8 protein-coding genes are annotated in these 14,260 nt (G+C 73.1%); 3 read left to right on the top strand and 5 right to left on the bottom strand.

Annotation, left to right across the window (positions count from 1 at the left end):
• Window positions 1-9: 9 nt before the first annotated feature.
• On the top strand, window positions 10-399 hold the full coding sequence (locus GGD82_RS07145) for a response regulator (protein WP_281292733.1): 390 nt from the start codon (window positions 10-12) through the stop codon (window positions 397-399).
• A gap of 261 nt (window positions 400-660) precedes the next feature.
• Here the strand turns inward: GGD82_RS07145 and rpmG are convergent, their stop codons facing one another.
• Entirely contained in the window at window positions 661-828 is a 168-nt protein-coding gene (rpmG, locus tag GGD82_RS07150) for a 50S ribosomal protein L33 (protein WP_150062094.1), read from the bottom strand.
• Between the two features lie 228 nt (window positions 829-1,056).
• On the opposite strand from rpmG, the gene GGD82_RS07155 reads away from it, so the two are divergent.
• The gene (locus GGD82_RS07155) at window positions 1,057-2,418 is read left to right on the top strand and encodes an O-antigen ligase family protein (protein ID WP_150062095.1); all 1,362 of its coding nucleotides are present in this window, start codon (window positions 1,057-1,059) and stop codon (window positions 2,416-2,418) included.
• A 267-nt stretch (window positions 2,419-2,685) separates the two neighbouring features.
• Here GGD82_RS07155 and GGD82_RS07160 read toward each other — a convergent pair whose 3' ends face one another.
• From GGD82_RS07160 to GGD82_RS07175, 4 genes are read right to left on the bottom strand one after another with little or no spacing between them, the layout of a single operon-like run.
• Entirely contained in the window at window positions 2,686-5,436 is a 2,751-nt protein-coding gene (locus GGD82_RS07160; protein WP_150062096.1) for a glycosyltransferase, read from the bottom strand.
• On the bottom strand, window positions 5,433-6,476 hold the full coding sequence (locus tag GGD82_RS07165) for a glycosyltransferase family 2 protein (protein ID WP_170284252.1): 1,044 nt from the start codon (window positions 6,474-6,476) through the stop codon (window positions 5,433-5,435). The genes GGD82_RS07160 and GGD82_RS07165 overlap by 4 nt, the downstream gene beginning before the upstream one ends.
• Window positions 6,473-7,333 carry a radical SAM family protein gene (locus GGD82_RS07170; RefSeq protein WP_170284253.1) on the bottom strand — a complete coding sequence of 287 codons (861 nt, stop codon included), beginning with the start codon at window positions 7,331-7,333 and terminating at the stop codon, window positions 6,473-6,475. The genes GGD82_RS07165 and GGD82_RS07170 overlap by 4 nt, the downstream gene beginning before the upstream one ends.
• Entirely contained in the window at window positions 7,330-11,841 is a 4,512-nt protein-coding gene (locus GGD82_RS07175; protein WP_184013246.1) for an FkbM family methyltransferase, read from the bottom strand. Before GGD82_RS07175 ends, GGD82_RS07170 begins: the two co-directional genes overlap by 4 nt.
• 100 nt (window positions 11,842-11,941) lie before the next feature.
• On the opposite strand from GGD82_RS07175, the gene GGD82_RS07180 reads away from it, so the two are divergent.
• Entirely contained in the window at window positions 11,942-14,083 is a 2,142-nt protein-coding gene (locus GGD82_RS07180; protein WP_170284254.1) for a tetratricopeptide repeat protein, read from the top strand.
• Window positions 14,084-14,260 lie beyond the last annotated feature (177 nt).

Consider the following 14,260-nt stretch of genomic DNA (forward strand, 5'->3'; position numbering starts at 1 on the left):
CGACGTCCCGTGCGCGCTGTTGGATTTCCCCGGGAATCCGCGTACAAGCGACGAGTTGAGGACAATGAACTGAACATGAAGCTGTTCAACGATCTGCTACAAGCCCACGGGTATGCAACGCTTCAGACCACCGATGGCCGTGAAGTCATGGGCATGGCCCGCGATCACAAGCCCGATTTGATCTTGATGGATATTCAGCTTCCCGAGATCTCTGGGCTCGAAATTACGCGCATGCTGAAGGAAGACGATGACCTGAAGGCGATTCCGGTCGTCGCCGTGACGGCCTTCGCCATGAAGGGCGACGAGGAAAAAATCCGGGAGGGCGGCTGCGAGGGCTACATTGCCAAGCCGATCTCGGTCGCGAACTTCCTTCAGACGGTTGCTAAGTTCCTGGACTGAGTCCGAGCGTACACGGATCCTGCGACGGATCCGGGTCGATTAGGGATGACCGTAGGGGGGCGAACCCTGTGCGTGCCGCCTGTCTCTGCGGATGAGCCGCCGCGAATGATACGACAAAGCCGCCGGCCCCGGACCACGGGAGCGGCGGCTTTGTCGAGACACACGATCGCTGCATCACGGTCTCTCCGGACACACCAACCCGCCAGCCGAGATCACAAGCCCGGCTGGACGGGGATCGGCGGACGATCCGGTGGCGGAGTGCTACTTCAGCTTCGTTTCCTTGAAGACGACGTGCTTGCGCGCCTTCGGATCGTACTTGCGGAACTCAAGCTTTTCGGTCGTCTTGCGCGGGTTCTTCTTGGCCACGTAGAAGTAGCCCGTGCCTTCGGTGCTTTCCAGCTTGACCTGGATGGTTGCCGGCTTCGCCATGGGTCACAGTCCCAATGCCTGGAGGATCAAAATGAGCCGCGCACCTTAGCGACCCAGCGCGGGAAGTCAAGGACTCGTTTGGGAGCGATCTGGGCCGGTATCCTTGGCGGCCGGGAGGCAAACCGTCGCGATCACGTCGGTCGAGACGCCGCCCGCCACCTCGTCGCGCCGTCATGGGGGGATTCTTTGACCGATCGGGCCGAGACGCGATCTACGACGCGATTCACCATGGGGGCCGTCCCGGGCGGCGCTGGCGGCGGAGTCCTGGCGGCCCTGTGTCTTCTTCTGCTGGTGTGGGCGCCGCTGCCGCTGGCCAGCAACCGCCCCTGGTCTGCGGCGCTGCTGGCGCTTGGGCTGTTCGGGCTCGCGGCCTTGGTTGGAGCGGTGGGAGAGGCGCGGCGGATGATCCCGGCGGATCGGCCGGCACGGCTGGCGGCGGTCCTGGCCAGGGCCGTGCTGCTCTGGGCCGTGGTGCAGGCGTTGCCCGGCCTGGGTGCGTCTCGACCGGTCTGGGAGGGGTTCGAAACCCTGACCGGGCGCGCGCCCTGGGGCTCGCTGTCGGAAACGCCCGTGGCAACGGCGGAGGGCGCGCTGCGGCTGGCGGCGTATCTGACGGCGGCGGGGCTTGGCGCCGCCCTGCTGAGCGATGACGCCGTCGGGCGACGGGCTGTGCGGGCGTTGGCGCTGTGGATCACGGTTTTGTCCGTCTACGCCCTGGCCGATCTGGCGACCGGGTCCTATCGCATCGGCTGGATCGACAAGTGGATCTATCAGGACGTCGCCACCGGCCCGTTCGTGAATCGCAATGCGTGGTGCGTCTATGCGGGCATTGGCGCGGCGGCGGCCCTGCTGGCCTCCGGCATGGCATCCGGGCCGCGCGGCCGGTGGCTGTGGCGGGGCGCGGGCGTGGTCTGTCTGGCGGGGGCCCTGTTCAGCGAGTCGCGCTGGGGGCTGGTATCGGTCGCGGCGGGCCTTTCGGCGCTGGGGCTGGTGCGTCCGGGCCGTCCGCCCTGGCGCCACCTGACGGTGGGGGCGCTGGTTCTGGCTGTCGCGCCGCTGGGGCTGGTGGCCACGGGACGCGCCCGGTTCCTGGACCGCCTCGATCCGGCCTATGTGGTGGGGGATCTGCGCTGGGACCTGTACCGGGTGACGCTGGAGGCGGTGCAGGCCGCGCCCTGGACCGGCTATGGCCTGGGCAGCTTTCCAGTGCTGTTCCACCACATCCGGGACGCAACGCTGGCCGAGGCGCTGGTGTTCCAGGCCCATTCGGTGCCGTTGGAGCTGATGGCGGAGCTGGGCGTTCCGGCCGCGCTGGGGCTGATGGCGGCCTATGGCTTGCTGGTGGTGCGGGCGGCGTGGGTGGCGCGCTGCACCGGGGCGCCGATGGCGCGGCTGGGAGCCGCGGCCGGGATCATGGCGGGGGGGCACGCGCTGCTGGATTTCTCCCTGCAAACGCCGGCGCTCGCGGTCACCGTTCTGGCATGCCTGGGGGCTGCTGGTCCCCTCCCGTCCGCCCCTGGGTGCGCCAGCGCGCCCGCGCCGTCGCCAGGGCCGGCACCTCGGGCGCCAACGCCTGTCCCCGCGCCATGAGGCGATCGACATAGGCGGGCGGGGCGCCGCGCAGGGCCTCGGTCCACGCAAGACCGGTCCAGGCGAACGGATCGCCGGGGGAGTGTGCCAGAACCTCGCGCCATGCCGTTGCGGCGCCATGCAGGCGGTTGGGGTCGGCCTCCGCCACGGCTGCGGCAAAGGCGGCCTCCGCCTGTCCCGCCGGGTCGGGCACCCAGAGCGCGCGCGCCAGAGTCAACGCGGCCAGGGTGGCGAGCGCGGTGAACAGGGCGGTCGGAAGCCACCGGGTCATCGCGGGGCCTCCAGGAGCGCGCGCAGAGCCGCAGCATAGGCGCTTACCATCGCGGCATACCGGGCGGCGGTGTCATCCGGCGGTCCAGCGGGAGGCGTCGCATCAAGGGCGCGGCTGATCGCCCGGGCCAGGGTCGGGGGATCGCCCGGCGGCACAAGCCAGGTGTGCGGCCAATGGGCGGCCTGCTCCGGGATGCCGCCAACGATGGTCGCGACCAGCGGCACACCGGCGCGGCGTGCCTCCAGCACCGCGCGGGGCGCAGCCTCGGCATGGCTGGGACAGACCGCGAGATTGGCGGTGGCCCACAGCGCGGCCATATCGTCCCTCTCGCCCAACAGGGAAACACGATCGCGCAGGGGATCGGGCAGGGCGGCGATGGCCCGCCGGACGCGGTGGCCGTAGCCGTCCCCATCGCGGCCGGCCCACAGCACACGGACGCGGGCCTGCAGGCCGTCCGGCAACAGAGGCAGCGCGGCGACGAGGTCGAGCGGCCCCTTGCGCGGGCACAGGGCGCCCGCCGCCATCAGAATCCGTTCGTTCGTGGGGGGACGCGGTTCCCAGGCGGTGGACGGAACGGCGTTCGGGATCACGGCCGACCGGTCGGGGGGAACGTGCGCCGCCCAGGCGGCGTGCGTGGCGTGGGACACGAACACCAGGCGATCCGCACGCCCGAACGCGGCCCACGCTCGGGCCTGCAACGCCAATGCGTGGTCGGCCAGGGCCTCCGGTCCCGGTTCGCGGAGGATCCAGAGGCTTGCAAGGCCGGCACGCGCGGCGGCCTCGACCCCCGCAAAGGCGCGCAGGCCGTTGACGATCACCACGTCCGGGGCGGCCTCCATCAGCGCGCGGGCGAGCCGGTCCACGTGCCGCTCCAGATGGGCGGCCGTCAGCGGGCGGCCGGGATCCACGATCCGGAGCGGTGTCCCCGCGTTCGCCCACACTTTCCGCACCGGACCATCACGGAACGCCAGACCAAGGACTGGTGTCGCGTGACCGGCGTCGGTCAGACCCCGCGTCAGCTCCCACAGGCTGAGGGGGGCGCCGTCCCGCGCCAGGGTCTCGCCGATCCAGGCCAGTCGCGGCGGGCGGTTCGCTGCGGCCCGTGGCCGCGCCGTCGGTCGCGAGGGTGCGGGCGGTGCAGGGACGGCCGGAGGGTCCATGCGTCGGCCCAAGCGGTGTGCGATCTCCCGGGCCTCACCGAGGGTGATCAGCCGCGCCACGGTCACGAGACTCCGAGCGAGGCCCGCCGGGTGCCGCCGTATGGTGCGGGCGTGCGCTCGTGCTTCGTCCGGCGCGCGAGGCGGGGTGTCGTACAGGCGTTCGTGCCGGGCCACCAGCGCGGGCACGCTAAACCGTGCGGCGTGGGCACGGCCCGCGTTCGCCGCCTGTGTCCACGCCGAAGGATTGGTCAGCAGCCCGAGGACCCGATCCGCCAGCGCGTCGGGATCTGGGGTGGACAGGGACCCTGCCGGAAGCGCCTCCGCCGTGCCGCCCGCATCGCAGGCCACCACCGGAACGCCCGTCGCCTGGGCCTCCAGCACCGCATTGGGCAAGCCTTCCGCGCGGGAGACATGGAGCAGTATGGCGGCTTCCGTCCGATGGGACGCGACGTCCGGCGCCCAGCCGGGGAGTTCAACATCCACCCCCAGCGCGCGAGCCTGAGCCGCAACCGCGTCCCTCAGCGGGCCGTCCCCGAGAATCCGAAACCGCGCCGTCGGGCTACGGGCACGGATGCGCGCCGCGACCGCCAGCCACAGCAGCGGGCGCTTGTGCGGCACAAGGCGGAACACTCCCAGCACCAACGGCCGGGCGCAATCCAATGCTGGGCGCGGTGGCGGGAGGCGGACGCCGTTGGGAATCACCGTGGGCGGGGCGATCCCGGCCCAGCGCTGGTGATCCGTCGCCACGGCGCGGGCGTTCGCGGTCACGGTCACCGCCGGATGCCGGGCCAGCGCGGCGAGGCCGGGCCGCAGCGCGTCCGCCAGCGGATGGCCGAGCGCATCCGGGGCTTGGTTGCGCAGGCCGACCACGACCCGGGGCACGCCGAGCACCGCCGCCGCTGCGCCCCCGACAACGGCGGTTGTGTCCAGCCACGCATGCACCACCCGCGGCTTCAACACCGCGAGCCACCCGGCGACGCTTAGCAGGTCGCCGGCAACGGCGTCGGGCAGGCCGTCGGTCGCCCGCTCCAATGCGGCGAGGGCGGGAACGGTCTCGGCGGGCGGGGTGGTCCACACGTCGACTGGTACCCCCAAGCGTGCCAGATCGGGAACCAACGCGGCGGCGTCCGGGCGGTCGTCGCGATGCTTGACCAGAACTCGCACCGGCCACCCACGCGCGACCAGCCCGGCCGTCAGCATGAGCATCTGCCGTTCCGCGCCGTTCCCGGCCAGAGTCGGCAGCACCATAACCACCGGGCCATCGGCGCGGCCCTGGACGGGCAGGACCGTCGCCAGCACGCGTCGCCATGCGCGGGTCGCGGCTCCGGGCAAATGGGTCCGTAGGCGCCGGACCCCTCGTGCGCGGATCAACGCGAGCGGGGATGCCTCGTGCCACGTTCCGCCCGCGTCCCGCACCGCGATGGCGGAAACCCCCTGGCGCCACGCGGCCCAGAGCACCGACAGCGTGATCGACCGCGCCCCACCCGGAGCCGCCAGTCGGTCGCCGGCGGGCAGAGTCAGGCGCCAATCGCGCGCGTCCCCCGGCGCGTGGCGGATGTCCGTTCCGATGACCGCCGTCTTTGTCACGCGGGCCGCACCCGGTCGCGCCGGGGAGCGCGTATCCTGTCCGGTCGCGGGGCGCGACGGGCGAATCGGCGCGGATCCCACGTCAGGGCGCGGGCCACGCGCCACCACGGTGCCGTGCGGGCACGCTGGATCACCCGCCGCTGGCGCCACGCACCCGGCAGTCCCCGCAGGCCATCGCGCAAGCCCTTCAAGTCGATGGCCAGCCGCCCGCACCGGGCCGCGCGCAGCAGCAACAGACCGATCACCGCCAGCAACCCCGGCGCCAGCAGCCACACAAGCGGCCCGGGCGTGTTCTTGACGAAGAACCACAGCCGGTTCCGGCTGGTGTGGTAGCGGATGAAGTCGCTGTCCTGGCCGTTGGTGGCGGAGCCGACATGCAGCACCTGGGCGGAGGGCACGAACACCACCGGGCCTCCGCGCAGCCGCAGCCGATAGGACAGGTCCGTGTCGTCCAGGTAACAGAAGAACCCGCCGTCGAAGCCCCCCACGGCATCCCAGGCAGCGCGACGGTACAGGGCGGCGGCGGCGCAGGCGGCGAAGCACTCGCCCTCCACCAGGGCATCGGCGGGCGGTACGGGTTGCCAAATGCCGCCGCGCCAGACCAGCCCGACCGGCGCTGCCTCGTCGCCCAGGCCGTCGCACAGGGTGGGATCAGCGGCGTCGCGTTGCAGGCTGGCGAAGGCGGCCGCGTCCGGGTGCCGTCCGGCCGCCGCGCGCAGCGCGGCCAGCCAGTCCGGGGCGGGAAAGGCATCCGGGTTCAGCGTCGCCACGAACGGCGGCGGCGGGTGCGTTTCGACCGTGTGATCGGCGCCCACGTTGTTCGCGGCCGAATAGCCGATGTTTGCCGGCAGCCGCACCACACGCACGCGGGGATCGTCGGGCAGGGCCGCGTCGAGCACCGCCGGATCGCTGCCGTTGCCGACCACCACGGCCTCCCACGCCGGGTCGGTCTGGGCGCGCAGGGACTCCAGGCATTGGGCCAGCAGCGGCCCCTCGTTCATCGTCACGATCACCACACGGACCCAAGGCTGCGCGATCATGAATCCGTCTCCAGCGGGGTGAAGCGGGCGAAGGTCCGGTCGCAGGCCTCGGTGCAGGCGGTTTCGCAGCGCCGAGGACCATCCAGCCAGTCGAACGAGCCGTCGAACAGGTTGCCCAGCCACAGCGGGTCGCGGGAGCATCGGTGCGCGTTGCCCCTGGGGTCGATGTGGCAATAGGCCATGCCCGCGTCGCACATTTTGGCGCCGTTGTCGGCGTGGGCCTCCTGCCCGGCGGCGTCGCTGCTCATGGGCACGCCGAGCGCTCTCAGCCGCGCCAGATCCGCCGCCGTGTAGGTGGACCCGGCGTCCCCGACCGGCCGGTTGAGGTACTGGGCCCGAGCGTCGAGTCCCAGCGCGGTGAGGCGCTCTATCCAGTCCGGCAGGGCGTCGATCCAACGCGGGTCGGCGACGATGGTGCAGGCAAGGCGCGGCCGTTGGTCCTCTCGGCGGTGGAACAAGGCCAACAGGCGGGCTGCCCGCGCAGCGAACGCATCGAAGTCCGTGTGATCGGGGTGAAACGAGAGGGTCACGTACTCGAACCGCGCCCACACCCCCGGCGGCCATCGGTCCGGGGCGCGCCACAGGTTGGTGGTCATGCGCAGGGGCGCCGGGTAGCCCAGGACGAACTCCGCGAACCCCTTCAGAACCGTGGGTTCGCCGCCCGCGATGTGCACCAGGGGTGCGCCGATGCCGATCAGGGCGTCGCGCCACGCGGCCAGCGTGTGCTCCCCGCGCTGGCGGGTCTTGGCCTTGATGCGGCAGTAGGGGCAGTCATAGTTGCACAGCAGCGACGGCAGGATGATCGCCAGCCGCGTCTGGCCGAGCCCCGGGCCGATGTCCGCCACCGGCCGGCTCATGCGCCCGTCTCCCGCCGCAGGACGGCGGTGTGCCAGTCGGTGCCGAGCAGGCGGAAGCCCGGTGTGGCGGCCGCCTCCTCCCACACGAATGGGGCCACATCGGGCCACGCCGGCGCGCCGGCGTCGTCGATCAGCGCCAGCCCGCCCGGCCGCAGCAGCGGGGCATAGGCGTGCCAGTCCTCCGTCAGCCCGGCGCGGTCGTGGCGTCCGTCCAGCACCAGCAGCCCCAAGCCCTCCCGTCCGGCCCACCGGCGCGCGCGGGCTAGCGCCAGAGGATGCTCGCTGGGCCGCCGTACCAGAGTGACGGCGCGGCGGGGCACGCCGCAGCGGGCCAGCGTCGCCCGCACCCTCGCCGGCGTCACCGCCGCGCCGGTGATGGGGTCGTCCGGGGCGCCGTAGCTGCCGCCGTCGAGGGGATCCAGGCCGAGCAGCCGCGCCCGCCGGCCCTGGTCCGCCACACCCTCCGCCAGCACCGCCAGCCCGAGCCCGAACAGGACGCCCACTTCCAGCGCACGCAGGTCGGGTCCACCGGGGGCTGCCCGTGCCGCCAGTGCTCGCAGGATCGCCGCCGGCAGCGTGCAGGCGAGGCGCCCGCCGGCCCGGTCCTCCAACGCGAGCAGCCGATCCGCCAGATACCCCAGCGCGCGGGGGGGCCGATCCGGAAGCCCCAGAGCCGGCAGCCAGGTGTCCCGCAGGTGGTCCAGGTCGGTGTCGGTCACGGTGCGGGAGAACGGCCGGAACCGCGCGGCGTCGATCACGCCGGAGCGGTCCAGCGCCGTCCGCGTCGCGTCCACCTGGGCCCGCAGGGTGGACAGCGCGGCCGTGTACCGCTGGCGTTCCTCCAGCCGGGTCGTGCGCTCGCGGGTCTCGGCCTCGCGCGTCAGGTCCGCGCGCAGCGTGGCCAGAGTCTTTGTTATCCGGTCGGTGAGATCGGCGAGCGTGTCGGTGAGGGTGTCGCTCTCTCGCTCCAAGGCGCCGACGCGTCCGTCCGTCTCGCCCATTCGGTCGTTGGTGGCGCCCAGGGCCGAGACCATCGCCGCGCGCAGGCGCTCTTGTCGGCGGGTCAACGCCGCCTCCATATGGCGGTCGGCCTCCTCGCGGGCGCGGGTCTCGGCGGCCCGTGCGCGGTCCTGGGCGGCGGCGGTGGCGGTGACCTCCGCGCGGGCCTCCACGCGGGTCGCCGCGATGGCCTCCGACAGCCGGCCGTCGAGCCCGGCCATGTCGTCACGCAGCCAACCCACGTGGCGCTTGAACTTCACCTCCTGCGCGCGCTGGGCCGCGTGCCGGTCGAGCGTGTCCAGCCGCCGGGCGCGCACATGCCCGTAGGCGACGAACCCCAGCAACCCCGCCACGGTCAAGGCGGAGAGGGCGGACGCAACGGGCGGCGTGGTCTGCGGCACCAGCGCGCCCGCACCGACGAGTCCGAGCGCGACCGGCGCCCGCCAGCCGCCTAGCACCGCCCCCATCGCGCCGGCCAGCCGCAGGCCGCGCCGCCACGGGGGATCGGGCGGTGGTGTCGAGACCGCCATGGGACGTGGCGCGGGCGGCGGGGACGGAGTCGGATCGGGGTCGGCCGGCGCGCTCTCGGTCTCATCGGCCCGCAGACGCCACGAGAGGGCCGCGCGCACCATGCCGGCCAGCGCGTCGTCGTCGGGCAGGCCTTCCTCCGGCAGAACACCGATCAGATTGCCCCAACCCTCGGCGTCCGGCAGCGGGTCGGCGTCGCCGGGCGGCCAGGGAATCAGCCGACGCCAGTCGTGCCGGATGCCATAGCGGACCACCGGGTGCCACTCGCTGATGAACACGCGGTAGCCGCGCCCCTCCAGCAGCGCCGCCAGATCGCCCATGGACCAGCCGAGCGGCAGTGTCTTCCGGTTCTCGTACTCGGCCATCACGACGCGGGGGCGCCAACGGCTCCAGTCCAGTCCCAGCAGGACGCGGGAATCCCAGCCCTCCGCGTCTACCTTGAGCACGTCCACGGTCGCGATGTCGTGCCGGTCCAGGATGTCGGTCAGGGTGGTGACCGGCACCCGGGCGCTCTCCCGGTGGCTGTCCAGGAACGGGGCGAGGGTGGCAACGCCCGTGCTCTCCGGCGCGGTGTACAGCGCGGCGGCGTCGGCGGGGGTATCGGACAGCGCGGCGGCCTCGATGGTTATCGTCGGGTCGTCCGCCACCGCCGCCATCAGGGCGGCGCGGTTGTCCGGTTCCGGTTCCACCGCCAGAACGGACCAGCCGGTGGCGCGGAAGGGCGCCAGGAACCCGCCCCGGTGGGCGCCCACGTCCACCAATCGTCCCGGCGTGGTGGTCTGATGCCGGGCGAGGGCCAGCACCAGGGCGGCCTCGTCCAGGTGGGCGCCGTCCGACCGGGGATGATCGGCCGACAGCACCCGTCGGCCCGATCCGGCCGCCGCTTCCCGCACCCAGGCCAGACACCGCGCCTGCCGTGGCGCCAACGGATAGGCGGCGAGAGCGTGCGCGCCTCCGGCTGCGCCCCGGCGGGCGAGGGCGGCGGGATCCCCCACCAGCCGGCGCAGGGCGGCGCGCAGGGCCTCGGGATCGCGCGCCGTGACCGTCTCCGCCGCGCCGGACTCCGCCAAGGCCTGAACCGTGGCCTGATCCGCCGGCCCGTAGGCCAGGATCGCCGCCCCTGCCGCCAGGGCTTCGGGCAGCGTGTTGGCGAGGGAATAGCGGGTGTAGGCGCGGCTGTCGTCGTCGAAGGCATAGGCGATGAGGATCGCGTCGGCCGCCCGCAGGCGCGCGCGATACGCCGTCGGGTCCGCGCTGTCGGCGCGGGTGGCCGTCACACCGGCCCGATCATGGGCCAGATCGTCCGCCGCCTCGATCCAGGGGGGCAGCACCCGCATTTCAAACCGGATCCAGGGCCGCGCGGCGGCGCGGTTCAGGGCGTCCACCGCCTCCACGACATCGGCCACGGCGGCGCGGTTCATGTCCTCGGCCAGCGCCCCCACGTACAGCAGATCCAATGGGCGTTGGGTCGGGACCCCGGCGCCGGGCGGCACGGCGCGGGCGGGCCAGTCCTCCGGGGCGATGCCGTTGGCGAGGGCCTGCCACGGGCCGCCGCCATAGCGGGCCTCCATCGCCGTCGCCATGGCCTCCCCGATCGCGAGACGGACGGCCGCGCGCCGGGCCAACCAGCCGAGATCGTGGCTCCAAACCTCATGCGCGCGCGACTGGGTGCGTGCCAGCAGCGCCGGCCAGTCGTCCATCAGGTGCAGGATCAGCGGGGCCGCGAGGGTCTCGATCAGCGTGCGCGCCAGTGGATGCAGGTGGCCGCGCGTCGGCTGCGGGCGGTAGTACACCGCCTCCGGCGCGAAGGCGCGGGCATGCGCCGCGGCCGCGTCGGCACTCAGGCCGGGATCGGTCCGGCCGTCCGGGTGATGAACGGAAAAGCGGTCCGGGGTGCCGTCGGGCGTGATGGCCATGGCGCGCCCGCCCCGCCACGGTGCCATCAGGGTGGCCTTGAGTTGGCCCGTCGCGGACAGGCTCCCGACGGCCGTCAGGTCCAGAACCAGCAGCCGGGGCGGCAGGTGCGTGGGCTCTGATCCAAGGACCGTATCGAGCGGCACGCGCGGCACACAGTCCAGGCGGCCGCCCGGCGTCGCGTTGAGCAGCCGCGCGCCCATGCCGCCCAGCGCATCGCGGGCCGCCGCGAAGGCGCGGCCCATGTTCTCCACCTGCGGGTCGTGCCAACGGTAGCCCTTGCCGAAGTAGTCCGGGTGGAAGTGGTTGGGATCGTCGCTGGCCATGTCCAGCACGCCCGGCCCCGTCTCGGCCTCGGTGCGGGTGACGTCGTCCGGCAGGGCGTAGTCCAGGTCCACGCCCAGCAGCACGACCTCCCGCGCGCCCAGATACACGGCCAGTTGGATGGCGGTGAAGGCCACGGTGCAGCCGGCATAGGTGCGGGCCAGCGCGTCCAGCGAGACGTCGAAGCGGTCGGGCCAGCCGGGACGCGGCCGGTGGTCGAACCACACCACCTCCGGCCCGTCGTCCAGGGCATAGGCGAGAGTGATCGGGAACAGCCGGGTGATGCCGGCGGGCAGGGTGTTGAGCGCCTCGGCGCGGTCCTCCGCGACCAGATGATCCTCGACCACATAATACGTCGGTCGGAAGCGCGTGGTCGGAAACGCGAGGAACAGCCCGTTGACCCCGATGGTGGGCTGCCCGGCCAGCCGGTCCAGGTCGATCCGACCGAGGCTCGGTCCGTTGCCGAGCACGAACAGGCGCTCCCCTTTGTGGCGGTCGCGCAGGGCGGCGAGCCGGGGCCGGTGTTCGGCCTGCCAGAGCCCGTCGTACAGGGCCGTCACACGACGCAGGCCGGCGACCCGGGCGGCCGGCGGTATGCGATCGGTCGGTCGAAAGATCGGCGCCCGGAGGTCGGCCGGAAGCCGGGCGATGAGTCCGGCTTCCTCGCGCTCCGCGTTCTCGTGGCTCTGGGTCTCCGGTTCTGCCACCGGATCCCGTTCGATCGCGACGACCGCTTGTATCATCCTTGCCCTGTGCTGGTCTCAACCCGTATTCCGTGCTATGACCTATATTGATTGTGTTCTCCGTGGCGGCACAAGGTTTTTATTGCACGGGACCGGGCCGATGACGGAGGCCATCCCCATTCACAGTCCCACCCCCATTCCCATCTCGCGGGCCCGCGCATGGGCGCGCCTGCTCCGTGTCCGGCTGGGTGCCCTAATGTTGGGTGCCCTGACGTTGGGCGCCTGCACGGCGGACCTCAATCCGGATGGGTTCGTGGCGCGAGGGTTGGCCGACTACCTCTACACCGAGGGCGCCCGCCGCAAGCTGGAGGACGCGCCGGACGCCGCGTTGCGGGCGTGGCAGCGGGCGGCGGACGCAGGGCACGTCAAGGCGCGGTATCAGCTCGCCCATCTGTACGGATCCGATGTCCTGGGGCCGCGCGATCAGGCGCAGGCGCTGGTCCATGCGCGCCGGGCCGCCGAGGCTGGATTTGCGCCCGCGTCACACTACGTCGGCATGTCGTTGCTGTACGGCTGGGGCGGGGTCGCGAAGGATCCGGCAGCGGCGGAGCCCTACCTGCGCCGGGCGCTGGCGGGGGATGTGGAGCGGGCGCGGGCCGATCTGGGCACCCTGGTGCTGGATCGGGCCGGCCCGGCGCGCGATGCGGGCGCCAACGCGGCGCGGGCGGAGGGGCTGGCCCTGCTGGAGGCGGCGGTGGCGGATGACGATCCAGTGGCATCCTGGCGGCTCGCCGAAGCCCTGGTGGACGGCACCCACATGCCGCGCGACCCGGCGCGTGCCGCCGACCTGCTGGCGGCGGCCATCGAGGCGGGCGAATACCGGGCGGCGTTGCCCCTGGCGCGTCTGCAGTGGGTGGGCAACGGCGTGCCGACGGATCGGGCGGCCGCTCGCGCGTTGCTGGAGCGCGTGGAGCGGGAGGCCCCGGCTCATGTCCGCGTCGACCTCGGACTGGCGTTGCTGAACGAGGGCGATGTCCTGCCCCTCGATGCGGCGCGCGCGCGCCGCTTGCTGGAGGTCGCGGCCCGGAACGACGGGCGGGTGCGGGCGCATGTCCGGCTCGGCAAGCTGCTGGCGGAGGGGGCGCCCGGTGTGGCGCCGGATCCGGAGGCTGCGGTGGCTCATCTGCGGGCGGCGGCGGAGGCCGGCAATGGGGAGGCGACCCGCTACATGGGCGTGCTGCTGGAGGACCAGGGGCGCGCCGACGCGGCGCTGGCATGGTTCCTGGAGGCGGCGGCGCGTGGGCATGCCCAGGCCGCCGTGGAGGGCGCGCGCATCCTGCTGAAGCGCACGGATGCGGCGTCGGTGCGTCAGGCGGTGTCATTGCTGGGCAGCGTCGCGTCGGACAACGCGCAGGCGGGCATCCAGCTTGCGCGCGTGGCCCGCGACGGCGTGGATGGTGCCCTGCCGCCCGACCCAGGGACGGCGCGGCAGTGGTTCCAGCACGTGCGGGCTACGGCGGGGGGGCTGACGGCGGCGCAGGCCACCAACGAGCTCGCTCGTATGCTGCTGCGCGGGCAGGGCGGGCCGGAGGATGCGCGCGGCGCCGTTGCGCTGTTCGGGGAGGCGGCGGCCGGCGGCCACGGCTGGGCTGCGCTGGAGTTGGGCCGCGTGTTTGAGGCCGGCGCGCCCGGGATTCCCGCCGATCTCGGTGCGGCGTGGCGGTGGTACCAGGAGGCCGCCGCGCGCGGCGTCGCGCAGGGGCATACAGCGCTGGGCCGTCTGGTGGCGCGGGAGGGGCGGGGACCGGAGGCCATTCGCGAGGCCTTCGGCCATTTCGCGCGCGCGGCGGAGGGCGGCCACACCTGGGCGCTGTACGAGGCCGGCAAGGTGGCGGAGCAGGGCGTCGGCGGGCAGCCCGGCGATCCCGCGACCGCGCGGGCGTGGTACGAGCGCGCCATGACCCAGGGCGTGGATGCGGCGCCCGGCGCCATTGCCAGCCTGTACGAGCGGGGCCTGGGCGTCGAGCAGGACGACGTGCGCGCGTTGGCACTCTATCACATGGGCGCGCGGGCGGGGAACGCCTGGGCGACCTACAAGGTGGGGTCCTTCGTCGCGGAGGGCCGGGGCACACCGGCCGATCCCGATGCCGCCCGGGCGTGGCTCACGGCCGCGCGGGCCGAGGGCGTGACCCAGGCGGTCGACCTGATGGAGCGCCTGGACCGGGGCGCGGTGGGGCCGTTTGGGCATGCCGACGGATCCGGGTCACGGGTGCGGATCCACGTCACGCCGGATGGGTCCTGACCCTGCGGGAGTCGGTTCCGGACGATCCTTTCGTCCTGGCGGAAGGGGGCGGAATGCGAATACCCGATTGGAGAAGACGGGTAATAACCTTGATGTTTTTGCCGTTTTCGGACATACTCAGAGTGCCCGATTTCGTTGGGCACTCGTGGGGAGGAGGGGCTCCCGTGGGGGGATGAT

Origin of the sequence: Roseospira marina (genome assembly GCF_014197855.1) — a bacterium.
Taxonomy (GTDB): domain Bacteria; phylum Pseudomonadota; class Alphaproteobacteria; order Rhodospirillales; family Rhodospirillaceae; genus Rhodospira; species Rhodospira marina.

Bases quoted from the DNA above. Each gene is read 5' to 3' on its own strand.
- GGD82_RS07170 (WP_170284253.1), bottom strand. From the start codon at position 7,333: ATGAGCCGGCCGGTGGCGGACATCGGCCCGGGGCTCGGCCAGACGCGG.
- rpmG (WP_150062094.1), bottom strand. From the start codon at position 828: ATGGCGAAGCCGGCAACCATCCAGGTCAAGCTGGAAAGCACCGAAGGC.
- GGD82_RS07180 (WP_170284254.1), top strand. From the start codon at position 11,942: ATGACGGAGGCCATCCCCATTCACAGTCCCACCCCCATTCCCATCTCG.
- GGD82_RS07165 (WP_170284252.1), bottom strand. From the start codon at position 6,476: ATGATCGCGCAGCCTTGGGTCCGTGTGGTGATCGTGACGATGAACGAG.
- GGD82_RS07175 (WP_184013246.1), bottom strand. From the start codon at position 11,841: ATGATACAAGCGGTCGTCGCGATCGAACGGGATCCGGTGGCAGAACCG.
- GGD82_RS07155 (WP_150062095.1), top strand. From the start codon at position 1,057: ATGGGGGCCGTCCCGGGCGGCGCTGGCGGCGGAGTCCTGGCGGCCCTG.